This is a genomic window from Pseudoduganella aquatica (assembly GCF_020865585.1).
In the GTDB taxonomy this organism is placed as follows: Bacteria; Pseudomonadota; Gammaproteobacteria; order Burkholderiales; family Burkholderiaceae_D; genus Rugamonas; species Rugamonas aquatica_A.
Window position 1 is genome coordinate 1,470,143 of sequence record NZ_CP086370.1, and the last position, 24,342, is coordinate 1,494,484.

Below are 24,342 nucleotides of genomic sequence, written 5' to 3' on the forward strand. Positions count from 1 at the left end.
CGGCGCCGGCGTGGCAGATCAATTAGCAGAAATATATAAAAATGAGCAAAGAAAGCATTCAGGAAGTCGTCCAGAAATCGCTGGAAGATTACTTCAACGATTTGGGCGAGCAGCAGGCGTCGAACATCTATGACATGGTCGTGCTGACCGTGGAACGTCCCATTCTCGAAGTCGTGATGACCCGCGCCGACGGCAACCAGTCGCATGCCGCGCAAATGCTGGGCATCAACCGCAATACCCTGCGAAAGAAATTGCAGGAGCACGGCCTGCTGTAAGGTCCGCTGACGTCCCGGCTTGCATGGCTGTGACCGGCCCGTGCGGCCGGCGCGTTGACCTTTGTCCCACAGAATACTCAACAACCTAGCCACAGCCATGATTAAACAAGCTCTCATCTCCGTTTCCGACAAGACCGGCGTTCTGGACTTCGCCCGCGCCCTGTCCGCCATGGGCGTCAACATCCTGTCCACCGGCGGCACCGCCAAGTTGCTGGCCGACAATGGCGTGCCCGTGACCGAAGTGGCCGACTACACCGGCTTCCCGGAAATGCTGGACGGCCGCGTGAAGACGCTGCACCCGAAAGTCCACGGCGGCATCCTGGCGCGCCGCGATTTCCCCGAGCACATGGCCAAGCTGGAAGAGCACGGCATTCCCACCATCGACATGGTGGTGGTGAACCTGTATCCCTTCCAGGCTACCGTGGCAAAAGACAGCTGCACGCTGGACGACGCCATCGAGAACATCGACATCGGCGGCCCGGCCATGCTGCGCTCGTCGGCCAAGAACCACAAGGACGTGGTGGTGATCTGCGACCCGGCCGACTACGGCCAGGTGCTGGCTGAGATGAAGACCACCGACAACGCGCCCGGCTATGTGTCCTACGAAACCCGCTTCATGCTGGCCAAGAAGGTGTACGCGCACACCGCGCAGTACGACGGCGCCATCGCCAGCTACCTGAGCAGCCTGGGTCCGGACCGTTCGCACGCCAACCGCGCCGCCTATCCGCAAACGCTGAACGCGCACTTTGAAAAAGTGCAGGACATGCGCTACGGCGAAAACCCGCACCAGTCGGCCGCGTTCTACCGCGACCTGGCGCCGGTGGCCGGCGCGCTGGCGAGCTACACCCAGCTGCAGGGCAAGGAACTGTCGTACAACAACATCGCCGACGCGGACGCCGCGTGGGAATGCGTGAAATCGATGGGTGGCTTCGACCAGTCGGCAGCCTGCGTGATCGTCAAGCACGCCAATCCATGCGGCGTGGCGCTGGGCGCCAACGCGGCCGACGCCTACAAGCGCGCGCTGCAGACCGACCCGACCTCGGCCTTCGGCGGCATCATCGCCTTCAACGTGGAAGTGGACGGCACCGCCGCCACCGAACTGGCCAAGCTGTTCGTGGAAGTGCTGATCGCGCCGTCGTTCACCGCTGAAGCCAAGCAGATCCTGTCGGCCAAGCAGAACGTGCGCCTGCTGGAAATTCCGCTGGGCAACGGCGTCAACGCGATGGACTTCAAGCGCGTGGGCGGCGGCCTGCTGGTGCAGTCGGCCGACTCGAAAAACGTGCTGCTGGCCGACCTGAAAGTGGTCACCAAGCTGCAGCCTACCCAGCAGCAGCTGCAGGACCTGATGTTCGCCTGGCGCGTGGCCAAGTACGTCAAGTCCAACGCCATCGTCTTCTGCGGCAACAACATGACGCTGGGCGTGGGCGCAGGCCAGATGAGCCGCATCGACTCCGCGCGCATCGCTTCGATCAAGGCGCAGAACGCCGGCCTGACCCTGACCGGTTCGGTCGTGGCCTCGGACGCCTTCTTCCCGTTCCGCGACGGCCTGGACGTGGTGGTGGACGCAGGCGCCACCTGCGTGATCCAGCCGGGTGGCTCCATGCGCGACCAGGAAGTGATCGACGCCGCCGACGAGCGCGGCGTGGTGATGCTGTACACCGGCACCCGCCACTTCCGTCATTAATCATGCATGGCGGGTTACGGCGTGCCGCCTAACCCGCCCTACGAGCTGGCTCAGGGCCGGATGGGGAAACCTGTCCGGCCCTGTTTTTATTGCACTGTGCTTATATACAGCTTTTGCTGCTTGCCAGCCATGTTGTTGATGTACAATCCGAGCATGATTATTCTCGGCATCGACCCAGGTTTGCGCACCACCGGCTTTGGCGTCATCCACAAACAGGGCGCGAAGCTGCGCTATATCGCGTCCGGCACCATCAAATCCGGCGAAGGCGACCTGCCGGCCCGCCTGAAAGTCATCCTGGACGGCGTGAGCGAAGTCGCTGCCACCTACCAGCCGGACTGCTCGGCCATCGAAAAAGTCTTCGTCAACGTCAACCCCCAATCGACCCTGCTGCTGGGCCAGGCGCGTGGCGCGGCCATCTGCGCGCTGGTCAGCAATGGCCTGAGCGTGGCGGAATACTCGCCCACGCAGCTGAAGCAGGCCGTGGTCGGCACCGGCAAGGCCGACAAGGCCCAGGTGCAGGACATGGTGGCGCGCCTGCTGGCGCTGCCCGGCTTGCCCGGCTCGGACGCGGCCGACGCGCTCGGCGTGGCCATCTGCCATGCCAACAGCTACGATGCGCTGGCCCTGATCAGCCTGGCGGGCGGCACGGCGGCCAGCCCGCTGGCCGGCCTGCGCATGCGCCGTGGCCGCCTGGTCGATTAAACCCACTCACTAAGGTTACAACCCATGATCGGACGTCTCTCCGGCATCCTGCTTGAAAAAAATCCCCCGCAACTGCTGGTTGACGTGCAAGGCGTAGGCTACGAAGTCGACGTGCCCATGAGCACCTTCTACAACCTGCCCGGCGTGGGCGAGAAGGTGGTGCTGTTTACCCACCAGGCCATCCGCGAAGACGCGCACCTGCTGTTCGGCTTCGGCAACGCCGAGGAACGCGCGGTGTTCCGCCAGCTGATCAAGATCAGCGGCATAGGCGCGCGCATGGCGCTGTCCATCCTGTCCGGCATGTCGATCGCGGACCTGGCGCAAGCCGTCACGCTGCAGGAGTCCGGCCGCCTGGTGAAAGTGCCCGGCATCGGCAAGAAGACCGCCGAACGCCTGCTGCTGGAGCTGAAGGGCAAGCTGGGCGCGGACCTCGGCGCGGGCGGCGCGCATCCGGTGCACGACTCCCAGTCCGACATCCTGAACGCGCTGATCGCTTTGGGGTATTCTGACAAGGAAGCGCTGCTGGCGCTGAAGACCGTTCCCGCCGGCGCCGGCGTGTCGGACGGCATCAAGCAGGCGCTGAAAGCGCTGTCCAAGGGTTAATGGTAAATACTAAGCAATGAGCATCCAGACCGACAATTTCACCGAGCAGCGCATTATCGACGCCGCGCCTTCGTCGCCGAACGAGGAGGCCATCGAACGCGCCTTGCGCCCCAAGCACCTCGATGAATATGTCGGGCAGGCCAAGATCCGCGACCAGCTGGAGATCTTCATCTCGGCCGCGCGCAACCGCAAGGAAGCGCTGGACCACACGCTGCTGTTCGGCCCGCCCGGCTTGGGCAAGACCACCTTGGCCAACATTATCGCGCGCGAAATGGGCGTGAACCTGCGCCAGACTTCCGGCCCGGTGCTGGAGCGCCCGGGCGACCTGGCCGCCATCCTCACCAATCTCGAAGCGAACGACGTGCTGTTCATCGACGAGATCCACCGCCTGTCGCCGGTGGTGGAGGAGATCCTGTACCCGGCGCTGGAAGACTACCAGATCGACATCATGATAGGCGAAGGCCCGGCCGCGCGTTCCGTCAAGCTGGACCTGCAGCCCTTCACCCTGGTGGGCGCCACCACGCGCGCCGGCATGCTGACCAATCCGCTGCGCGACCGCTTCGGCATCGTGGCGCGGCTGGAGTTCTACACCGTGCCGGAACTGACCAAGATCGTCAGCCGCAGCGCCGCGCTGCTCAAGGCCAGCATGGACGTGGAAGGCGCGGCTGAAATCGCCCGCCGCGCGCGCGGCACGCCGCGCATCGCCAACCGCCTGCTGCGCCGCGTGCGCGACTACGCCGAAGTGAAGGGCAACGGCGACATCACGCGCGAAGTGGCCGCCGCCGCGCTGGTGATGCTGGACGTGGACACCGTCGGCTTCGACGTGATGGACCGCAAGCTGCTGGAGGCGGTGCTGTACAAATTCGGCGGCGGCCCGGTCGGCATCGGCAATCTTGCAGCCGCCATCGGCGAGGCAGCGGACACCATCGAGGACGTGCTGGAGCCTTATCTGATCCAGCAAGGCTATCTGCAGCGCACGCCGCGCGGCCGCGTCGCCACGCCGGCGGCCTACAAGCACTTCGGCGTCACGCCGCCGCGCACCAATCCCAACGGCGAGCTGTGGGACCTGTAGCCAAGGCCGCCGCCTGATGGACGAACTGCGCGCCATCGCCACCTTTGTGCGGGCTGCCGAACTGGGCAGCTTCAACCGGGCCGCCGAAGCGCAGAGCACCACGCCGCAGGCGGTCAGCAAGACCATACGCCAGCTGGAGCAGCACCTGGGCGTGCGCCTGTTCCACCGCAGCACCCGCAAGAGCACCCTCACCGAAGAAGGCCAGCGCCTGCTGGAGTCCGTCAAGCCCGGCCTGGACGGGCTGGTCGGCGCGCTCAGCAAGGCGCGCAGCGCGGCACAGGACGACCAGGGCGTGGTGCGCATCACCGCGCCCGGCGCGGTGGGCCGCAAGGTGCTGATGCCGCTGCTGGCCGAGTTCCAGCAGCGCTACCCGCTGATCCAGTTCGAGCTGCTGCTGTCGGAGGGCTTCAGCGATATCGTGGATGAACGCATCGACGTCGGTTTCCGCGCCGGCAATCCGCCGGACCTGCAAGTGATAGGGCGCACGCTCTTCCCGGTGCAGCAGATCGTCTGCGCCACGCCAGCCTACCTGGCCCGGCATGGCGCGCCGCGCAGCATCGCGGAGCTGCAGTCGCACCGCTGCACGGCCTACCGCCAGCCCGGCAGCGGGCGCGCCATGCCGTGGGAATTCGAGGTGGACGGCAGCACCGTGTTCCAGCACATGCCCACCGTCCTGTGCAGCAATGATCCGGAGGCGGACATGCACGCCGTGCTGGCCGGCATGGGCATAGGGCAGGTGGACAGCATTAACGCCGCCGCGCCGCTGCGCAGCGGCGAGCTGGTGCCGCTGCTGGTGTCCACGGTCAGCGAGCGCATGGGCTTGCATCTCTACTATCCGCAGCGCGCCGATATGCCGGGCCGGGTGCGGCGCTTTATCGATTTTGCCGTGGAGCGCTTGCAGGGCAGTACGGTGTTCTCGGTGCCGGGCGCGGAGCTGGCGGGTTACGCGGGCATTGCCCGCTAACCCGCCCTACGTTGGCGCCGATTGATTAACAACTCGCAGTTGTCTTTCAATCGGGTTTTTGGGACTACTTTGGTTGTCCTTGAAAATATAAAGTTCTCCCTGTCGCCGCATCGCCGGCATTGAACCTCAAGGAGAACAGCATGAACCAAGCTACCCAACTGTCCGGTCGCGTGGCCGTCATTACCGGCGCCTCCAGCGGCATCGGCCTTTCCACCGCAAGGCTGCTGGCCGCGCGCGGCGCCAAAGTGGCCGTGCTGGCGCGCCGCAAGGATGCGCTGGACCGCCTGGTGGCCGAGATCGAGCAGGCCGGCGGCACCGCCATGGCGCTGGCGGTCGACGTGACCGACCAGGCTTCCATCGATGCCGCCGCCGCCGCCGTGCTGGCCGCCTGGGGACCTGCCAACCTGGTCTTCAACAACGCCGGCCTGATGCTGCCCGGCGCCATCGAGGAAAACAAGCTGGAGGAGTGGAGCCGCCAGATCGACATCAACGTGGACGGCGTGATGCGCATCATCCACGCCTTCGTGCCGCAGCTGAAGCAGGCGGCGGAGCAGGGCGTGACCGTGGACCTGATCAACACCTCGTCCATCGCCGGCCAGTACATCTATCCCTACTTCGCCGTGTACAGCGCCACCAAGGCCTACGTCAGCCACCTGACGCGCCATATGCGCGTGGAGCTGGGCCAGAAAAACATCCGCGTGTCCATGATAGAGCCGGGCATCGTCGCCACGGAATTGCAAAGCCACGTCACCCACCAGGGCGTGCTGGACTGGCTGGCCGACGCCGCCAGGAACATCGAGTTCCTGCAACCGGAGGACGTGGCCGAAGTGGTGGGCTTCCTGGCCGCGCAGCCGCCGCGCGTGAACCTGATGCAAGTGGTGGTCATGCCGACCAAGCAGGCAAACTGAGGCTGGCGTTATACTGCATGGTTTATTGATCCGCCACGGAATGACCATGCAAAGTTGGAGCAGCACCAAAGTAGTAGGGCGCCTGGCCGCAGCGGGCCTGGCGCTGTTTGCCTCCTTGGCCACTGCACAGGCCGCTGTGCCTGTGTACGGCTACGAAATCAAGCACAGCTACCCGCACGACCCGCAGGCTTTCACGCAGGGGCTGCTGTTCCAGAACGGCATCCTGTACGAAAGCACGGGCCTGAACGGCCGCTCCTCGGTGCGCAAGGTGGCGCTGGAAACCGGCAAGGTACTGCAGAAGACCGATATCCCGGCGCAGTTCTTCGGCGAAGGCATTACCGCCGTGGGCAACGTCATCATCGGCCTGACCTGGACCAGCCAGACCGGCTTCATCTTCGACAGCGAGACCCTGCAGCTCAAGCAGACCTTCAGCTACCCCGGCGAAGGCTGGGCGCTGGCCACGGACGGCGAACGGCTCTACATGAGCGACGGCACCGCGTACATCCGCGTGCTGGATCCGAAAACCATGCAGCAGACCCGTCGCATCCGCGTTACCGCCGACGGCGAGCCGGTCACGCAGATCAACGAGCTGGAATGGGTGGAAGGGCAGATCTACGCCAACATCTGGCAGACCGACAAGATCGCCCGCATCGACCCCTTCAGCGGCCGCGTGATGGGCTGGATAGACCTGAGCGGCCTGGCCGCCAAGGCCGGCATCGAGTCCGGCAGCGACAACGTCCTCAACGGCATCGCCTACGACAGCGCCAAGCGCCGCCTCTTTGTAACCGGAAAGCTATGGCCCAAGCTGTTCGAAATTGAACTGAAACGTAAATAACGAAGTTGCAATAGGTAATAGCGCCTCGCCAACTCCGCGCACAGCGCGGTGTGGGCGGCTGGCGACAGTGACAATTGGTAATGTCCGTCCGCCATTGAATGTTGTGGTGCAGCCGGTTAGTCTGCTGAGTATTGCCGCATGGCACTATTGTGGCCGGCAGCGGCCGCCGCCTCTTCAGTTTGAACGGACCCTTCCATGGACATTACCCCGCCCCGTCTCGTCAGCTTTTCCATGCCATCCACGCTGGACCTCAGCGCTGGTGCGCGCAACCTGTCGCTGCGCGTGGACGCGCGCGATGAAACCGGCGGCTCCGGCCCCGGCTGGGCGCAAGTCTGGATGCAGCAGTCCCTTATCTCCCCGCTCGGCCCCAGCCAGGCCATCATGATAGGCGCACCGGGCAGTGCGGACCCGCTGAGCGACGGCTCCGCCAGCTATGTGTTCCCGGTCGGCGCCGCCACGCCTCCCGGCGTGTACCGCATCTACGAAGTCGCGGTCTACGACATGGCCGGCAATGTGAAGCACTATTTCGACAGCGACCTGGCCGCCATGGGCTTCAATACGGCGGTCACCATTACCGGCGGCGTGGCGGACGCCACGGCCCCTGAGCTGACCGGACTGGTGCTGCCGGGCTTGGTGGACATCAGCGGCGGCGCCCAGCAGCTCAGCTTTACCGCCCATGCGCAGGACGGCGCCGGCAGCGGCGTGGCCGGTGTGGATCTGTTCTTCGACCGCGATTTTTACCTGGACACTTTTACCGGCCCGGCGGTTTCCATCGGCGGCTTCGTGGGCGGCAGCGACACCTTCTACGACGGCACGCTGAACTCCGCCGCCTATACCGGCACGCTGTTGGCGGAAACCGGGCTGGGCGTCTACAACTTGCTGAGCGCGGTGGTCACCGACCAGAGCGGCAACGCGAGGGAATACACTGCGGCCCAGCTTGCCGCCATGGGCATCAACACCCGCTTCGAGGTGCGGGACGGCGTGCCCGCCGAAGTGCCGGGTGATGCGCCGGTGAGCGGCCCCGTGCCCGGCCCCACCGTCATCCAGGGCGGCGCAGGGCTGGACGAAGTGGCGTACGCGGAGGCCAGCACCGGTTTTACGCTGCGCAAATCCGGCGGCGGCTATCTCGTCACGGACGGCCGGGGCATCAGCAATGCGCTGGTCAATGTGGAGCGGGTGGCGTTTTCCGACCAGACCATAGCGCTGGACGCGGACGGCAACGCAGGCCAGGCCTACCGCCTGTACCAGGCCGCGTTCGACCGCCAGCCCGACTTGCCCGGCCTGGGCTACTGGATCTCGCATCTCGATGCCGGGCTCGCCTTGCGCGACGTGGCCGCTTCCTTCCTGGGCAGCCAGGAGTTCACCCGCCTGTACGGCACCGCGCAGCCGAACCAGCAATTCGTGACGGAGCTGTACCACAATGTGCTGCACCGTAACCCCGAGCAAGCCGGGCTGGACTTCTGGGTGCGTGCGCTGGACAATGGCGCCATGCGGACGCAGTTGCTGGTCGACTTCAGCGAGAGCGCTGAGAACATGGCGCAAGTCATCGGCTCGATCGAGCACGGCATCGCCTATATTCCCTACTAAGAAAGCAGTGCATGCAAATTTGGGTGGACGCGGACGCTTGTCCGGCCGTGATCAAGGACATCCTGTACCGGGTGGCCGAGCGCACGCAGATGCAGGTGACGCTGGTGGCGAACCAGCTGATGCGGGTGCCGCCGTCGCGCTTTGTGCGCTCGGTGCAAGTGCCGTCCGGGGCGGACGTGGCGGACCAGGAAATCGTGCGCCTGCTGGCGCCGGGCGACCTGGTCGTCACCGCCGACATCCCGCTGGCGTCGGACGTGCTGAAGAAGGGCGGGCTGGCGCTGAACCCGCGCGGCGAGTTCTACACCGTGGACAACATCGCCCAGATGCTGACCATGCGCGCCTTCATGGAAGAGCTGCGCAGCGGCGGCGTCGACACCGGCGGCCCCGCGCCGTTCAGCCAGTCGGACCGCCAGAGTTTCGCCAACGCGCTGGACCGCCACCTGGCCAAGGTGAAGGCGGCCAGCCGCGGCTGATTTTCCTGCTTACTCCTGGCGCAGCCAGGTCTGCGAGCGGCCCAGCATCGGCACGCCAATATAGCCGCGCACTTTCAGCTTCTTGCCGCCGTCGGCCAGTTCCATCTTGCTCTTGTAGACCTTGCCGTTGTCCGGGTCGAGGATCTCGCCGCCGGTGTACTCGTCGCCGTCTTTTTTCAGGCCGGACATGAACACCATGCCCAGGATAGGCTGGTCCTTGCGCGCGTCGGTGCACTTGTCGCACTTGGGATTCTGCTCCTGGTCGGCGGGGCGGAACAGCTTTTCTATCTTGCCCTGCAACACGCCGTTGCTTTCGCTGATGCGTATCAGCGCCTTCGGCTTGCCGCTCACGTCATCGATATTTTTCCACAGGCCGACCGGCGAGCCATCATCGGCAAAGGCAGGCGCCATGACGACGGCGGCGGCCAGGGCGCCGGCTTTGATCCAGTTACGCATAAGCTTGTCTCCAAAAGTTATGTTTGTCCGACGAGTGTAGCGCCAATTAATAGAATAGTCGTACTATTTCGTGCGGCAACAAAAAAAGGGGTCAGGGTTGATATTCCCGCTTGGGAATATCAACCCTGACCCCTTTTTTTGGGGGGCGCTAGCTTATGCCGGCAGCTTGGCCAGTTGTTCGCGCATCTTTTCGATGGTGGCGGTGAAGTTGGCCAGGCGTTCTTTTTCCTGGGCGACGACGGCCGCCGGGGCGCGTGCAACGAAGCTTTCGCTGGACAGCTTGGTGCTGGCCTTGGTGATCTCGCCGTCGATGCGGGCGATCTCTTTCGACAGGCGCTCGCGCTCGGCCGCGACGTCGATTTCCACTTTCAGCATCAGCTTGGTGGTGCCGACGATGGACACGGCCGCCGTGGTCTCGGGCAGCGTGTCGACGATGGTGACGTCGGCCAGCTTGCCCAGCGCCTGGATGTAGGGCGCGTACACGGCCAGACGCGCCTTGTCGTCCGGCGAGGATGCTTCCACGATCAGCGGCACGCGCAGCGACGGCGCCAGCTTCATTTCGCCGCGCAGGTTGCGCGTGGCGTCGGTCAGCGTTTTCAGCTCGCCCATCCAGGCTTCGGCCGCCTCGTCGATGTTGGCCAGGTTGGGCAGCGGGTATTGCTGGGTCATGATGGATTGACCGGCGCTGTCCTTGCCTGCCAGTGGGGCCACGGCCTGCCACAGTTCCTCGGTCACGAACGGGATGATCGGATGCGCCATGCGCAGCACCACTTCCAGCACGCGCAGCAGCGTGTGGCGGGTGGCGCGCTGTTGGCCTTCGGTGCCGTTCTGTACCTGCACCTTGGCCAGTTCCAGGTACCAGTCGCAGTACTCGTCCCATACGAACTTATAGATGGTGCTGGCGATGTTGTCGAAGCGGTAGTCTTCGAAGCCTTTCACCACGTCCGCCTCGGCCTTCTGCAGCAGCGAGATGATCCACTTGTCGGCTTGCGACAGGTCCGCTTCGCTCGCGGTGCAGTCCTTGCCTTCGGTGTTCATCATCACGAAGCGGGTGGCGTTCCACAGCTTGTTGCTGAAGTTGCGGTAGCCTTCGCAGCGGCCCAGGTCGAAGTTGATGTTGCGGCCCAGCGAGGCGTAGGACGCCATCGTGAAGCGCACCGCGTCCGTGCCGTAGGCGGCGATCCCTTCCGGGAACTCCTTGCGCGTGGCCTTGGCGATCTTCTCGGCCGCCTTCGGGTTCATCAGGCCGGTGGTGCGTTTTTCCACCAGGGCTTCGATGCCGATGCCGTCGATCAGGTCGATCGGGTCCAGCGTGTTGCCCTTGGACTTGGACATCTTCTGGCCTTGCGAGTCGCGCACCAGGCCGTGCACGTACACGGTGTTGAACGGCACCTTGCCGGTGAAGTGCGCGGTCATCATGACCATGCGCGCCACCCAGAAGAAGATGATGTCGAAGCCGGTCACCAGCACGGACGACGGCAGGAAGGCCTTCAGGTCAGGCGTTTCTTCCGGCCAGCCCAGGGTGGAGAAGGGCACCAGCGCGGACGAGAACCAGGTGTCGAGCACGTCGTTGTCGCGGCGCAGGGCGCCGGTGCTGCCGGCCGCCTGCTGCTTGGCCACGGCTTCGGCTTCGGTGCGCGCCACGAAGATGTTGCCCTGCTCGTCGTACCACGCAGGGATCTGGTGGCCCCACCACAGCTGGCGCGAGATGCACCAGTCCTGGATGTTGTTGAGCCACTGGTTGTAGGTGGTGTTCCAGTTCTCCGGCACGAACTTGATCTCGCCGCTGGCCACTTTTTCCAGCGCCACGTCGGTGATCGATTTGCCCGGGTTGAAGGTGCCTTCAGGGGCAGGCTTGCTCATGGCGACGAACCACTGGTCGGTCAGCATCGGCTCGATAACGACGCCGGTGCGGTCGCCGCGCGGCACCATCAGCTTGTGCGGCTTGACCTGCTCCAGCAGGCCTTGCGCGTCCAGGTCGGCCACGATCTGCTTGCGGGCGGCGAAGCGGTCCATGCCCACGTAGGCGGCCGGCGCGTTGTCGGCGATCTTGGCGTCCAGCGTCAGGATGGTGATCATTTCCAGTTTGTGGCGCTGGCCTACCGCGTAGTCGTTGAAGTCGTGCGCAGGGGTGATCTTCACGCAGCCGGTGCCGAAGGCCTTGTCCACGTAGGAGTCGGCGATGACGGGAATTTCGCGGTCGCACAGCGGCAGCTTGAGCATCTTGCCGACCAGCGCCTGGTAGCGCTCGTCGGTCGGGTCCACGGCCACGGCCACGTCGCCCAGCATGGTTTCAGGACGGGTGGTGGCCACGGTCAGGAAGCCGCTGCCGTCGGCCAGCGGGTACTTGATGTACCACATGGAGCCGTCTTCTTCTTCCGACGCCACTTCCAGGTCCGACACAGCGGTGCCCAGCACCGGGTCCCAGTTGACCAGGCGCTTGCCGCGGTAGATCAGGCCTTGCTCGAACAGGCGCACGAACACTTCGGACACCACTTTCGAGCGCGGCTCGTCCATGGTGAAGTATTCGCGTGCCCAGTCAGGGGAGGTGCCCATGCGGCGCATCTGGCCGGTGATGGTGGAGCCGGATTTCTCTTTCCACTCCCAGACTTTTTCGATGAATTTTTCACGGCCCAGGTCATGGCGCGAGATCTTCTGCGCGTCCAGCTGGCGCTCCACCACGATCTGGGTGGCGATGCCGGCATGGTCGGTGCCGGGGATCCAGGCGGTGTTATGGCCCAGCATGCGATGGTAGCGGGTCAGGCCGTCCATAATGGTCTGGTTGAACGCGTGGCCCATGTGCAGCGTGCCGGTGACGTTCGGCGGCGGCAGCTGGATGCTGAAGGAGGGCTTGGACAGGTCGAGCGAAGCGGCGTAGTAACCGCGCTTCTCCCACTCGCTGCGCCAGAACTGTTCAATGTCGGCGGGCTCGAAAGACTTGGCTAATTCCATGATGTTGGGCTGTGTTGTAGGCGAAAACGACCATTATAAAGGGGCAATGCCGCCAGTGCATGCCGCCAGCGCCGCAGTGCACAATATTTCGCACATAATATGTGCCATATTGATAATGAAAGGCCGCCACCGTGGGCGCAACGCCATTGAAACCGCCGGAAAGCCGCTACGCCGCAGTGCGGTGGGCGTTGCGCTGCCTGCGCTATGGCTGGGCGGCGCCGTGCACTGCCGTCGGTATCTGCCTGGCTTCGCCCGCGTTCCTGTTTGGCGCGAGGATGCGGGCCGTGGACGGCGTGGCCGAGATTGCGCTGTCGGCGCGCGCGGAAGCCGGCTGGCTGCGCAAGCTGCCTTTCGTCGCCATCACCTTCGGCCACGTGGTCATCGGCGCCACGCGCGCGGACCTGGAGCGCCTGCGGCTGCACGAGCATGAACACGTCCGCCAGTACGAGCGGTGGGGAGCGCCCTTCCTGCTGGCCTATCCCTTGGAAAGCCTGTGGCAGATGCTGCGCGGCCGGCGCGCCTACCTCGACAACCGCTTCGAAGTGCAGGCGCGGGCCAAAGAAGTCCACCTGTAAGCAAATACAGCAAGTTGTAAGCACGTGTAAGGCTCGTCAACTGCGGCCTTCCGGCCCGCGTTTTCTGCCCAGAGACGCGGCAAAACCAGCTGCCCTGGAACTGAAGTGGATGAGTGAAACTTCGTGGTAACAAACTAAACCGTTTATATCAATTTAAAGAGGATTACATCATGACCAAGACCATCGCTACCCTGATCGCCGGCCTGTTCGCTACCGCAGCCTTCGCCCAAACCCCAGCCCCTGCCGCATCGCCTGTGCCAGCGGCGAAAGCCGAAGCCAAGGTTGTGAAAGCCGAAGCCAAGGAAACCAAGGAAGTTGTGAAAGCCGACGCCAAGGAAGCCAAAACCGTAGCCAGCGCCAACGCCGATGTGGCCAGTGCCAAGGCCGACGCCAAAGTCGAAAAAGCCAAGGCGCATGAGAAGTCTGCAAAATCGAAAGCCAAGGCGCACGCCAAGGCGGCCAAGGAAGTCAAGGCAGCTGAAACCGCCGCCGTCCCTGCCGCGCCAGCCAAGTAAGACTGTCGAACCTGAGGTGCATCCCCGCTTCGGCGGGGATTTTTTTTGCCTAGCGGTGTCAGCCACGCAGTGGGTGAGGAGCAGAACTACTATTCAGTGTGCACTGGCGTTACGCTGTCCAATCCCAATGCGCTGAGCTGCACGGCGACCGCCACCGGCATTGAAGTGCGCCTTGCCGGCGCGTTCAAAATCACCACGATATTGCCTTCGTATTCGGCCGACTACAACCAGCAGTTCGGCAACGTGGGCATCCAGTTCAACGGGCTGCTGAACTCCACCCCGAGCGGCGATGTCAGCGGCACACTGTCCAAGCTTGTGCTGACCGCCGACAAGGTGATGGCATCGACCACCATTGCGGGCGATTTCCAGGTAAGCGGCAATTCGCTGACCATTGCGCAGGGACTGAGCCATTCATCGGTGAGCGGCGTCATGTCCTCCTATGTCACCGAATACCGCGACGGCAGCTATGAGCGCCTCACGGGGCTGTCGGCGCCGCTGAGCGCCAGCCAGGTAATCGATTCCAGCATGCTGGCAAACAGCGCGCTCTTTACCGGGAATGACACCATCAGCCTCAACCTGCCGGCGCGGATATACGGCGATGCGTGGATCATGGCTGGCACGGGTAACGACACCGTCACGATCGGCGGCGGTGGCGGGCAGCTGCATGTGGATGCGGGCGCGGGCAACGACGTGATATCGGTGCTGTCGGGCTCCCACCGCATTGATGGCGGCAGCGGCGTCGATGTGCTGAAGTACAGCGGTGCAAAGTCCACCTACGCGATCGCCAAGACTGCTGCTGGCTTCAACGTTTCATCGCTGAACGGCAGCCAGAGCATCGACATGACGGGCAATATCGAACGCGTGAAATTTGCCGACGGCGCGCTTGCCTTTGATATCGCCGGCAACGCGGGCATGGCCTACCGCGTGTATCAGGCGGCGCTCAACCGCACGCCGGACATCGGTGGCCTGGGCTATTGGATGGCGGTGCTGGATGCCGGCAGCAGTATGCGGGACGTTGCAGGCAGCTTTATTGGGAGCGCCGAATTCCAGGGTATGTACGGCGCCAATCTGTCGGCCGACGCGTTTATCTCCAAGCTGTACGCCAATGTGCTGCACCGCGCGCCGGACCAGGGCGGACTCGAATATTGGAGCAACTCCGTCAAGAATGGTTTGGCCTATGCCGACATGCTGGTGAGCTTCAGCGAAAGTGCGGAGAACCAGTTGCAGGTCATTGGCGCTATTCAGAATGGGATCTCTTACACGCCGTTTGCCTGACCCGGCCTGCTTGCCGAAAATGGATCCCCGCTTCGGCGGGGATTTTTTTTGGCTAACTGTAAGCAATTACCGCAAGTTGTAAGCGCGTGTAAAGCCCGTCAACTGCATGAAACCGGGCCGCGTTTTCTGCTCAGTGACACGGCAAATGTGCACGAAACCACAAACTAGAAAGAGGACTGAAAAATGAAAAAAGTAATCGCTACCCTGATCGCCGGACTGTTCGCTAGCGCTGCGTTTGCACAGGCCTCCGCACCAGCAACGGCGCCCGCCGCTCCAGCAGCACCGGTAGCCAAGACCGAAGTAAAAGTGGAAACCAAAGCCGCAGTCAAAGCAGAACACAAAGCAGAGCACAAGGCAGAACATAAAGAAGTCAAGGAAGCGGCAAAGCCAGCCGCCCCTGCAACGAAGTAAGCAGTAAAAGTTAACTAAATAAACCGTTTATATCATTACAGAGGAATACACCATGACCAAGACTATCGCTACCCTGATCGCCGGCCTGTTCGCAACCGCAGCTTTCGCACAAACCCCGGCGCCTGCAGCCGCGCCAGCGCCTTCCGCCAAGACCGAGGCGGTTGCCGCGAAAGCGGAAACCAAGGAAGCCGCGAAGACCGATGTGAAAGCGGAACCTGCGAAAGAACACAAGAAAGCCGCCAAGGGCACGCACCACAGCAAAGCCGCAGCCAAGCCGGCGGAAAAAACCGCAAGCGCCCCGGCCGCAGCACCAGCAGCACCAGCAGCCCCGGTCGTCGCTTCGGCCACCACTCCGGCCGCCAAGTAATCGCAGCACCGAACAAACCATTCATATACTGACCAAGGAAAAAATATCATGACCAAGACTATCGCTACCCTGATCGCCGGCTTGTTCGCAACCGCTACCTTCGCTCAAACCCCGGCTCCTGCCGCTGCTCCAGCGCCGTCGGCCAAGGCGGAAGCCAAAGTGGTGAAAGCGGAAGCCAAGGAAAGCAAGGAAGTGGTGAAGACCGAGAAGGCCGAAAAGTCGAAAGAGAAATCGCACGCCAAGGATGGCAAGCATGCTGAGAAGGCCGCCGCCACGCCAGCCGCCGCTACGCCTGCCGCAGCACCAGCCGTCGCAGCCGCACCTGCGCCAGCCGCGAAGTAATTTCCGGCGCTTGCCTGGAGCCCCGCTTCGGCGGGGCTTTTTTTCGTCTGCTTGAGGATGTGCGCCGTAACGCCGCCACGCTCGGTTATCATCGCATTTTGAACAGATGGATGGAGTTTGGTGGTGAAGACAATCGTAGCGGCCCTGATGATGGCGGCGGCAATGGCGGCGCAGGCCGCACCGGCGGCGCGCCCGCCGCAGGACGTGTCCCTGATAGAGCTGATCGCAAACCCCGCGCGCTTCGACGGCAAGCAAATCCGCGTGAGCGGCTACCTGGTGCGCGAGTTCGATGGCGATGCAATCTACCTGCACCGCGACGACTACGACCACGGCATCCTGCGCAACGGCCTGTGGGTCACCTTCGCCAAGGACAGCCCCGAGCTGCGCTGCAAAACTTTGCGCTACGCCTCGGTGGAAGGAAAGTTCGTCGCCAAGGAACGCGGCCACCGTGGCTTGTGGAGCGGCTCGATCGACCGCATTGCCCGCTGCAGCGTATCGCGCTGAGCCTGCGGTGCAATAAAAAAGTTTAGTTTCGAATCAATGTTGCCTGCGTTCGCGGGCCATGTATAATTCAAACCGCTGCCGCAAGGCGGCACACGCTAGGGGTCCTGCGTTGCGAAAGCGGCGCGGGTGAGAAATACCCTCCGAACCTGATCTGGATAATGCCAGCGAAGGGAAGCTTTAGGCCTCCACCCGCCACGCCGCGCGCCCGTACTTTGGGGACTGCGCGCCGCAGCCGGGTATTTGCCGAACCTCCTTTGCTGGCTCCTGTAGCCAACAAAGGAGCCAAATGAACGCCAACCCGAAATTCCTGTCCGCCACCGCTGAAGTGGACAGCGCGGCCATCGCGCCGCTGCCGAATTCCCGCAAATTCTATGTCGAGGGCAGCCGCCCGGATATCCGCGTGCCCATGCGCGAGATCTCGCAGTCCGACACCCCGGCCAGCTTCGGCCACGAGAAGAACCCGCCCATCTACGTCTACGACACCTCCGGCCCGTACACCGACCCGGACGTGCAGATCGATATCCGCTCCGGCCTGGCCACGCCGCGCCTGCCGTGGATACTGGAGCGCGATGACACCGAGGAGCTGGACGGCCCGACTTCGGACTACGGCAAGGAGCGCCTGAACGACGCCGCGCTGGCCGAGCTGCGTTTCAACCTGACCCGCAAGCCGCGCCGCGCCAAGGCAAACGGCAATGTCACGCAAATGCACTACGCACGCCAGGGCATCATCACGCCCGAGATGGAGTTCGTGGCGATCCGCGAAAACATGCGCCGCAAGGAGTACCTGGCGGAGCTGAAAGCGTCCGGCCCCATGGGTGAACGCATGGCGGAAATGATGGGCCGCCAGCATCCGGGCCAGAACTATGGCGCCGCAACCCCGGCCGAGATCACGCCCGAATTCGTGCGCGAGGAAATCGCCCGTGGCCGCGCCATTATCCCGGCCAATATCAACCACCCCGAAGTGGAGCCGATGATCATCGGCCGCAATTTCCTGGTCAAGATCAACGCCAACATCGGCAACTCGGCCGTCACCTCGTCCATCGGCGAGGAAGTGGAGAAGATGACCTGGGCCATCCGCTGGGGCGGCGACAATGTGATGGATCTGTCCACCGGCAAGCATATCCACGAAACGCGCGAATGGATCATCCGCAACAGCCCCGTACCTATCGGCACGGTGCCGATCTACCAGGCGCTGGAGAAGGTGAACGGCAAGGCAGAAGACCTGACCTGGGAGATTTTCCGCGACACGCTGATTGAACAGGCGGAGCAGGGCGTGGACTACTTCACCATCCACGCCGGCGTGCTGCTGCGCTACGTGCCGCTGACGGCCAAGCGCCTGACGGGCATTGTGTCGCGGGGCGGCTCCATCATGGCCAAGTGGTGCCTGGCGCATCACAAGGAGTCCTTCCTGTACACGCACTTCGAAGAGATCTGCGAAATCATGAAGGCCTACGACGTGTCCTTCAGCCTGGGCGACGGCCTGCGTCCCGGCTCCATCTACGACGCCAACGACGAGGCGCAGCTTGGCGAACTGAAGACGCTGGGCGAGCTGACGCAGATCGCCTGGAAGCACGATGTGCAGGTGATGATAGAAGGCCCGGGCCACGTGCCCATGCAGCTCATCAAAGAGAATATGGACCTGCAGCTGGATCAGTGCAGCGAAGCGCCGTTCTACACGCTGGGACCACTGACCACGGACATCGCGCCGGGCTACGACCATATCACTTCCGGCATCGGCGCGGCCTTGATCGGCTGGTACGGCACGGCCATGCTGTGCTACGTCACGCCCAAGGAGCATCTCGGCCTGCCGAACAAGGACGACGTCAAGGACGGCATCATCACCTACAAGATCGCGGCGCACGCGGCGGACCTGGCGAAAGGCCATCCGGGCGCGCAGATCCGCGACAACGCGCTGTCCAAGGCGCGCTTCGAGTTCCGCTGGGAAGACCAGTTCAACATCGGCCTCGATCCGGACAAGGCGCGCTCTTTCCATGACGAGACGCTGCCCAAGGACAGCGCCAAGGTGGCGCATTTCTGTTCCATGTGCGGCCCGCATTTCTGCTCGATGAAGATCACGCAGGAGGTGCGCGAGTACGCTGCGCAGGGCATGCAGGAGAAGGCTGTGGAGTTTGTGAAGAAGGGCGCGCAGCTCTACAGCAAGGCTTGACCCGCCATGATCGCGATTGAACTGAACGGCGAGGCGCGCAGCGTGCCGCCGCAATACAGCCTGCAGGCGCTGGTGGAGGAGCTGGGGCTGGCGCACCAGGCGCTGGCGCTGGCTGTGAACCGCAGCGTGGTGCCGCGCCAGGCCTGGGGCGGGCGCACCTTGCAGGCGCAGGACAAAGTGGACATCGTGCGCGCCATCGGCGGTGGCTGAGCGCGGCGTGTCAAACAAAAAAATTGGAGATTGAAAATGCGTGACCTGAAAAATGAAGACCTGCTGACCATTGCAGGCAAGACTTACACCTCCCGCCTGCTGGTGGGCAGCGGCAAATACAAAGACCTGCCGCAGACCCGCGAGGCGACCGACGCGGCGGGCGCTGAAATCATCACGGTGGCGATCCGCCGCGTGAACATCGGCCAGGACCCGAAGGCGCCCAGCTTGCTGGACGTGCTGCCGCCGTCGCAGTACACCATCCTGCCCAACACCGCCGGCTGCTATTCGGCCAAGGACGCGGTCTACACGCTGCAAATGGCGCGCGAGCTGCTCAACGGCCACAAGCTGGTGAAGCTGGAGGTGCTGGGCGACGAGAAGACCCTGTTCCCCAATATGCCGGAGACGCTGGTGGCGGCGAAGGAGCTGGTGAAGGATGGTTTCGATGTGATGGTTTATTGCAGCGACGATCCTATCCAGGCACGCATGCTGGAGGATATCGGCTGCGTGGCGGTGATGCCGCTGGCGTCGCTGATCGGCTCCGGCATGGGGATACTCAATCCATGGAATCTGTCGCTGATTATCGAGCAGGCCAAGGTGCCGGTGCTGGTGGATGCGGGCGTCGGCACGGCGTCGGATGCGGCCATCGCGATGGAGCTGGGCTGTGACGGTGTGCTGATGAATACCGCCATTGCCGGCGCGCAGGATCCGGTGCGCATGGCGCGAGCCATGAAGCTGGGCGTGCAGGCTGGGCGTGAAGCCTTCCTGTCCGGGCGCATTGCGCGCAAGTTCGCGGCCTCGCCGTCGTCGCCGATGGCGGGCAGGATGGTATGACGGTGAGCGCTGCCGCTGCGGATGCGGGCGGGCCGAATGCGCGGAGGCGCTGCGTGCTGGTGTTTTCCGGCGCTGATCCGTCGGGCGGCGCCGGCATCGCTGCCGACATCCTGGCGATACGTGCACAGGGTGCGCATGCGCTGCCGGTCATCACCGCGCTCACGGTGCAGGACAATGACCGTGTGTACGAAGTGCTGCCGGTGGAGCCGGATGTGGTGCTGCGCCAGGCCCGCGCGCTGGCAGCCAGGGTGACGGTGGATGCGGTCAAAATCGGCATCCCCGGCAGCGCCGCCAACGCGCGCGCCATAGCGCAGGTGATCGCCGAACTACGCGCCGAACTGCGCGCCGGAGCGGGCGATACGCTGCCCGTCGTGCTCGACCCCGTGCTGGCAAGCGGCCACGGCGACCTGCTCTCGCGCGGCGACGCGGTGCAGGCGCTGGCGGCGCTGCTGCCTCTGGTCACGCTGATCACGCCCAACGGGCCGGAAGCTTTGGCGCTGGCGCGCACCGGCAGCACGGCGGAAGCGGCGGATGCGGCGGCCGGCGCCGCCGAGTCACCCGCCGGCGCCGATGCGGATTCGCAGCGCGCTGCGCGGGTCTTGCTGGGGCAGGGCTGCCGCCACGTGCTGGTCACGGGCGGCCATGGCGGCGGCGACACCGTCATCAACCGCTGGTTCAGCGCCGCGCCGACGCCGGGGCAGGAGCGGGCCTGGCATTGGGCCCGCCTGCCCGGCGAGTTCCACGGCAGCGGCTGCACGCTGGCCGCCGCTGCCGCCGGCCTGCTGGCGCAAGGCGTTCCGATGCAGCAGGCGCTGGCGCGCGCGCAAGACTACACGCATGGCGCGCTGGCCGCCGCCTTTGCCATCGCGCCCGGCCAGCGCATTCCACAACGCTAGTCACTACAACTATCAAAGAGAGACCATCATGCAAGGACTTTATCTGGTTACCCCCAACTGGGACGACACCGCCCGCCTGCTCGACGTCACCGAACAGGCGCTGGCCGAAGGCGTGGCCATGCTGCAGTACCGCCACAAGGATGCCAGCCCCGAATTGCGCATGAAGCAGAGCGCGGAGCTGCTGGCGCTGTGCCGCCGCTACGGCGTGCCCTTCATCGTCAACGACCATGTCGACCTGTGCCTGCTGATCGGCGCGGACGGCATCCACCTCGGCGGCACCGACGCCCGCATCGCCCAGACCCGCGCGCTGCTCGGGCCGGACACCATCATCGGCGCCTCCTGCTACGGCGAGATGCAGCTGGCGCTCGACGCGCAGGAAGCCGGCGCCAGCTACGTCGCCTTCGGCGGCTTCTACCTGTCGCGCGTGAAGCAGTATGCCGTCACCACGCAGCCCGAGATACTGGACGAGGCGCGCCGGCGCGTGCACCTGCCGCGCGTGGTCATCGGCGGCATGACGCCGCAGAACGCCGCGCCGCTGGTGGCGCGCGGGGCGCACATGGTGGCGGCCGTGAGCGGCGTCTACATGGTGGAAGACCCGGCCCAGGCGGTGCGCGATTTCAACGCGCTGTTCCTGGCTGAAGCCGTGGAAGAATTCATCAGCGAATAAATTCGCGCCGGCGCGGCGCGATCGTCTTATAATCGGTTGCATTATCTTCCGCTCAAGGTTGCGAACAATGAATGCACCCACCCCGGCGAAGCGCCTGATACTGATAGTTGACGACGACCAGTTGCTGGCCGCCTTCCTTAGCGAAGTGCTGCACCATGCCGGTTACGACACGGTGCTGGCCTATTCGGCCGACCAGGCGCTGGCCCAGGTGGCCGAGCGCGAACCGGACATGGCGCTGCTCGACATCCACATGCCCGGCATGTCCGGCCTGGAACTGGCCAAGCAGCTCAACCGCAACACCTCGGTGCCGTTCATGTTCCTGTCCGGACGCGGCGACAGCGACGCGGCCAAGCAGGCCGCCGCTTACGGCGCGGTTGGCTTTGTGGTCAAGCCGGTCGACGAGCAGCACCTGATGCCGGCCTTCGAAGCCGGTCTGGCGCGCGCCGACGAAATCCGCCAGCTGCGCCGCACCGAACTGAATCTGAATGCGGCGCTGGCCGCCGGGCGCGAGACCAGCCTGGCCGTCGGCCTGTTGATGTGCAAGTTCCAGACCGACCGCAACACCGCGTTCGAGGTGCTGCGCGACCATGCGCGTTCCAGCCGCCGCAAGATCAACGAGATTGCCGACCAGCTGCTGACGGCCGAGGAAACATTGAATGGTTTGCATGCTGCGTTTAGTGCACGGCTGAAAAAATAAGTCCGAAAATAAAACCGTTTCGCCCGAAATACGCTAAACTTGTATCCACAAGCACGGGGTCCTGAACCGCCCCGTTGCTTCCTCTTGCAGCCGCCCGCTCCCTGCCGCTGTATCTGAATTTCGGCCCAGCTCCGCCGACCTTGCACCCTGAATCCATCGATACGGCCCCGCCGCTGCTGTGCGCGCGCGCCTTCTGGCTTCAGGCACTGCGCAACAAGCAAACCGCAGCCGCCTTGGCTGCGGGCGGAGAAAAGAAGATGAAGGACAATCTGCACGCAATCGGTGACGTGATGGAAGAGCTGGCGGCCCTGGTCACCGAAGTGCCGCGTGTGCTGCACGTTGACGGCGACAGCGACGCTGCGCTGGTGCTGGCCACGCTGCTGGTGCCGGAAACGGAAGTGGTGCACGTGGCCACGCTGGCCGAGGCGTTGGGCAAGGTGGAGCAGGCCAGCTACGCGCTGGTGGTACTCGATCCGGACCTGCCCGATGGCGACGGCACGGTGCTGCTGGAGCAGCTGCGGCAGCGCCGGGAACGCATGCCGGTGCTGCTGTATTCGGCCCGCCATCCCGGCCTGCGCCTGCAGGCGCACGCCTTCCTGCCCAAGCCCTGGACCTCGCCGCGCCAGCTTTGGCGCACCGTGTCCCATCTGCTGGGCATAGAGCCGGTGATCCTGCAAGAGGAGGCCACCTGATGGGCGTGCTGAACAGCATACTGTATGTTGAAGACAACCCGCACGTGCGCGGCGTGGCCAAGATGGCGCTGGAAGTGATCGGCAATTTCAAGGTGCGCGAGTGCAGTTCGGGCCTGGCGGCATTGCGCCTGGGGGCTGACTTTCATCCCGATCTGATCCTGCTGGACGTGCAGGAGCCCGGCATGGACGGCGTGGCCACGCTGGCGCAGCTGCGCAGCATACCGCACCTGTGCCATACGCCGGCCATGTTCGTCACCGGCGCGGTGTCGGCCGGTGAAATGGCGCGCTACGTGGCGGCCGGCGCGGCCGGCATCATCGCCAAGCCGCTCGAACCGCTGCGCCTGGCCGGCCAGCTGCGCCGCCTGTGGGACGAAAGGCCGGAACAGGGGTTGGCCTTATTGCCGGTGTAATCTTGTTTTCCTTGTTATGATTCGGGTATCCCGCTTATCAGGGCAATCCCCAACGTACACAGGAAACAAGCATGAAAACCAAAGCAGCCGTTGCATGGAAATCCGGCGCTCCGCTGACCATCGAGGAAGTGGAGCTGGGCGGCCCGCGCGAGGGCGAAGTGCTGGTGGAAATCAAGGCCACCGGTATTTGCCACACCGACTACTACACCCTGTCCGGCGCCGACCCGGAAGGCATCTTCCCCGCCATCCTGGGCCATGAGGGCGCAGGCGTGGTGGTGGACGTGGGTCCGGGCGTGAAATCGCTGAAGAAGGACGACCACGTCATTCCGCTGTACACGCCGGAGTGCCGCCAGTGCAAATTCTGCCTGTCGCAAAAAACCAACTTGTGCCAGTCGATCCGCTCCACCCAGGGCCGCGGCCTGATGCCGGACGCCACCAGCCGCTTCTCCATCGACGGCAAGCCCATCTTCCACTACATGGGCACGTCCACCTTCTCGAACTACATCGTGGTGCCGGAGATCGCGCTGGCCAAGATCCGCTCGGACGCGCCGTTCGACAAGGTCTGCTACATCGGCTGCGGCGTCACCACCGGCGTGGGCGCCGTGCTGTTCACCGCCAAAGTGGAGGCGGGCGCCAATGTGGTGGTGTTCGGCCTGGGCGGCATCGGCCTGAACGTGATCCAGGCCGCCAAGATGGTGGGCGCCGACAAGATCATCGGCGTGGACATCAACCCGGCGCGCGAAGAGATGGCGCGCAAGTTCGGCATGACGCACTTCATCAACCCGACCAAGGTGGAAAACGTGGTGGACGCCATCGTCCAGTTGACGGACGGCGGCGCCGACTACAGCTTCGAGTGCATCGGCAACACCACCACCATGCGCCAGTCGCTGGAGTGCTGCCACAAGGGCTGGGGCCAGTCCATCATCATTGGCGTGGCGGCGGCGGGGCAGGAGATCTCCACCCGTCCGTTCCAGCTGGTGACGGGCCGGGTGTGGAAGGGCTCCGCTTTCGGCGGCGCGCGCGGCCGCACCGACGTGCCGAAGATCGTCGACTGGTATATGGAAGGCAAGCTCAATATCGACGACCTGATCACCCACAAGCTGAAGCTGGAAGACATCAACAAGGGCTTTGACCTGATGAAGTCCGGCGAGTCGATCCGTTCCGTGGTCGAGTTCTAAACTCCGCATTTTTGCCGCCTGCTCCGCGCAGGCGGCGTTCTGTCGCAAATCCCTCGCTCCTGGCGGCGCCCGCCGCTACATTCATGCTGACGCC

28 protein-coding genes and 1 riboswitch are annotated in these 24,342 nt (G+C 64.1%); of the genes, 26 read left to right on the forward strand and 2 right to left on the reverse strand.

Features of this window, described 5'->3' with window-relative positions; all coding sequences use genetic code 11:
- The first annotated feature begins 41 nt into the window (after positions 1-41).
- From KT882_RS06430 to KT882_RS06475, 10 genes are all read left to right on the forward strand, one after another.
- Positions 42-275 (forward strand): helix-turn-helix domain-containing protein, encoded by a 234-nt coding sequence (locus KT882_RS06430; protein ID WP_056398400.1) that lies wholly within the window; start codon positions 42-44, stop codon positions 273-275.
- A gap of 97 nt (positions 276-372) precedes the next feature.
- Complete coding sequence (gene purH / locus KT882_RS06435) at positions 373-1,959, forward strand: bifunctional phosphoribosylaminoimidazolecarboxamide formyltransferase/IMP cyclohydrolase (RefSeq protein ID WP_161071683.1); 1,587 nt, start codon at positions 373-375, stop codon at positions 1,957-1,959.
- A gap of 153 nt (positions 1,960-2,112) precedes the next feature.
- A complete protein-coding gene (gene ruvC, locus KT882_RS06440) occupies positions 2,113-2,661 on the forward strand; it encodes a crossover junction endodeoxyribonuclease RuvC (protein ID WP_161071682.1) in 549 nt (182 codons plus the stop codon).
- A 24-nt stretch (positions 2,662-2,685) separates the two neighbouring features.
- Positions 2,686-3,264, forward strand: coding sequence for a Holliday junction branch migration protein RuvA (ruvA, locus tag KT882_RS06445; RefSeq protein WP_161071681.1), 579 nt, complete (start codon positions 2,686-2,688; stop codon positions 3,262-3,264).
- A gap of 16 nt (positions 3,265-3,280) precedes the next feature.
- Positions 3,281-4,336, forward strand: coding sequence for a Holliday junction branch migration DNA helicase RuvB (ruvB, locus tag KT882_RS06450; protein ID WP_161071680.1), 1,056 nt, complete (start codon positions 3,281-3,283; stop codon positions 4,334-4,336).
- A 16-nt stretch (positions 4,337-4,352) separates the two neighbouring features.
- Positions 4,353-5,300, forward strand: coding sequence for a LysR family transcriptional regulator (locus KT882_RS06455; protein ID WP_228895001.1), 948 nt, complete (start codon positions 4,353-4,355; stop codon positions 5,298-5,300).
- 140 nt (positions 5,301-5,440) lie between these two features.
- A complete protein-coding gene (locus KT882_RS06460; protein WP_161071678.1) occupies positions 5,441-6,208 on the forward strand; it encodes an SDR family oxidoreductase in 768 nt (255 codons plus the stop codon).
- 46 nt (positions 6,209-6,254) lie between these two features.
- The gene (locus KT882_RS06465; RefSeq protein WP_161071677.1) at positions 6,255-7,043 is read left to right on the forward strand and encodes a glutaminyl-peptide cyclotransferase; all 789 of its coding nucleotides are present in this window, start codon (positions 6,255-6,257) and stop codon (positions 7,041-7,043) included.
- A 195-nt stretch (positions 7,044-7,238) separates the two neighbouring features.
- The gene (locus KT882_RS06470; RefSeq protein WP_228895003.1) at positions 7,239-8,630 is read left to right on the forward strand and encodes a DUF4214 domain-containing protein; all 1,392 of its coding nucleotides are present in this window, start codon (positions 7,239-7,241) and stop codon (positions 8,628-8,630) included.
- An 11-nt stretch (positions 8,631-8,641) separates the two neighbouring features.
- Positions 8,642-9,103 carry a YaiI/YqxD family protein gene (locus tag KT882_RS06475; protein ID WP_161071675.1) on the forward strand — a complete coding sequence of 154 codons (462 nt, stop codon included), beginning with the start codon at positions 8,642-8,644 and terminating at the stop codon, positions 9,101-9,103.
- 9 nt (positions 9,104-9,112) lie between these two features.
- Here the strand turns inward: KT882_RS06475 and KT882_RS06480 are convergent, their stop codons facing one another.
- On the reverse strand, positions 9,113-9,559 hold the full coding sequence (locus KT882_RS06480) for a DUF2147 domain-containing protein (protein ID WP_228895005.1): 447 nt from the start codon (positions 9,557-9,559) through the stop codon (positions 9,113-9,115).
- Between the two features lie 153 nt (positions 9,560-9,712).
- On the reverse strand, positions 9,713-12,511 hold the full coding sequence (locus tag KT882_RS06485) for a valine--tRNA ligase (protein ID WP_161071673.1): 2,799 nt from the start codon (positions 12,509-12,511) through the stop codon (positions 9,713-9,715).
- A gap of 146 nt (positions 12,512-12,657) precedes the next feature.
- Here KT882_RS06485 and KT882_RS06490 point away from each other — a divergent pair, with 146 nt between their 5' ends.
- The 16 genes from KT882_RS06490 to KT882_RS06565 all read left to right on the forward strand — a co-directional run bounded on the left by KT882_RS06490 (position 12,658) and on the right by KT882_RS06565 (position 24,248).
- Entirely contained in the window at positions 12,658-13,086 is a 429-nt protein-coding gene (locus KT882_RS06490; RefSeq protein WP_228895006.1) for a signal peptide prediction, read from the forward strand.
- Between the two features lie 170 nt (positions 13,087-13,256).
- Complete coding sequence (locus tag KT882_RS06495; protein WP_161071672.1) at positions 13,257-13,601, forward strand: hypothetical protein; 345 nt, start codon at positions 13,257-13,259, stop codon at positions 13,599-13,601.
- Between the two features lie 45 nt (positions 13,602-13,646).
- Positions 13,647-14,876: a DUF4214 domain-containing protein gene (locus KT882_RS06500; protein WP_228895009.1), complete on the forward strand. Its 1,230-nt coding sequence runs from the start codon at positions 13,647-13,649 to the stop codon at positions 14,874-14,876.
- A 183-nt stretch (positions 14,877-15,059) separates the two neighbouring features.
- Positions 15,060-15,287, forward strand: a complete 228-nt coding sequence (locus KT882_RS06505) for a hypothetical protein (protein ID WP_161071670.1) — start codon at positions 15,060-15,062, stop codon at positions 15,285-15,287.
- A gap of 52 nt (positions 15,288-15,339) precedes the next feature.
- Entirely contained in the window at positions 15,340-15,654 is a 315-nt protein-coding gene (locus KT882_RS06510; protein ID WP_187358654.1) for a hypothetical protein, read from the forward strand.
- Positions 15,655-15,702: 48 nt separating this feature from the next.
- Positions 15,703-15,996 carry a hypothetical protein gene (locus KT882_RS06515; protein ID WP_161071669.1) on the forward strand — a complete coding sequence of 98 codons (294 nt, stop codon included), beginning with the start codon at positions 15,703-15,705 and terminating at the stop codon, positions 15,994-15,996.
- 123 nt (positions 15,997-16,119) lie between these two features.
- Positions 16,120-16,500, forward strand: coding sequence for a hypothetical protein (locus tag KT882_RS06520; protein ID WP_161071668.1), 381 nt, complete (start codon positions 16,120-16,122; stop codon positions 16,498-16,500).
- A gap of 87 nt (positions 16,501-16,587) precedes the next feature.
- Positions 16,588-16,690: riboswitch (TPP riboswitch) on the forward strand.
- A gap of 96 nt (positions 16,691-16,786) precedes the next feature.
- Positions 16,787-18,667 (forward strand): phosphomethylpyrimidine synthase ThiC, encoded by a 1,881-nt coding sequence (gene thiC, locus KT882_RS06525; RefSeq protein ID WP_161071667.1) that lies wholly within the window; start codon positions 16,787-16,789, stop codon positions 18,665-18,667.
- Between the two features lie 6 nt (positions 18,668-18,673).
- Positions 18,674-18,877, forward strand: a complete 204-nt coding sequence (gene thiS / locus KT882_RS06530; protein ID WP_161071666.1) for a sulfur carrier protein ThiS — start codon at positions 18,674-18,676, stop codon at positions 18,875-18,877.
- Positions 18,878-18,913: 36 nt separating this feature from the next.
- Positions 18,914-19,708 (forward strand): thiazole synthase, encoded by a 795-nt coding sequence (locus tag KT882_RS06535; protein ID WP_161071665.1) that lies wholly within the window; start codon positions 18,914-18,916, stop codon positions 19,706-19,708.
- Positions 19,705-20,604 (forward strand): bifunctional hydroxymethylpyrimidine kinase/phosphomethylpyrimidine kinase, encoded by a 900-nt coding sequence (thiD, locus tag KT882_RS06540; RefSeq protein ID WP_161071664.1) that lies wholly within the window; start codon positions 19,705-19,707, stop codon positions 20,602-20,604. The genes KT882_RS06535 and thiD overlap by 4 nt, the downstream gene beginning before the upstream one ends.
- Positions 20,605-20,632: 28 nt before the next feature.
- Entirely contained in the window at positions 20,633-21,271 is a 639-nt protein-coding gene (gene thiE, locus KT882_RS06545) for a thiamine phosphate synthase (RefSeq protein WP_161071663.1), read from the forward strand.
- Between the two features lie 67 nt (positions 21,272-21,338).
- Positions 21,339-21,968: an ANTAR domain-containing response regulator gene (locus KT882_RS06550; protein ID WP_161071662.1), complete on the forward strand. Its 630-nt coding sequence runs from the start codon at positions 21,339-21,341 to the stop codon at positions 21,966-21,968.
- Between the two features lie 74 nt (positions 21,969-22,042).
- Positions 22,043-22,660, forward strand: coding sequence for a response regulator (locus tag KT882_RS06555; RefSeq protein ID WP_228895011.1), 618 nt, complete (start codon positions 22,043-22,045; stop codon positions 22,658-22,660).
- Complete coding sequence (locus KT882_RS06560; protein ID WP_161071661.1) at positions 22,660-23,070, forward strand: response regulator; 411 nt, start codon at positions 22,660-22,662, stop codon at positions 23,068-23,070. The genes KT882_RS06555 and KT882_RS06560 overlap by 1 nt, the downstream gene beginning before the upstream one ends.
- A 71-nt stretch (positions 23,071-23,141) precedes the next feature.
- A complete protein-coding gene (locus tag KT882_RS06565) occupies positions 23,142-24,248 on the forward strand; it encodes an S-(hydroxymethyl)glutathione dehydrogenase/class III alcohol dehydrogenase (RefSeq protein WP_161071660.1) in 1,107 nt (368 codons plus the stop codon).
- The last annotated feature ends 94 nt before the right edge of the window (positions 24,249-24,342 follow it).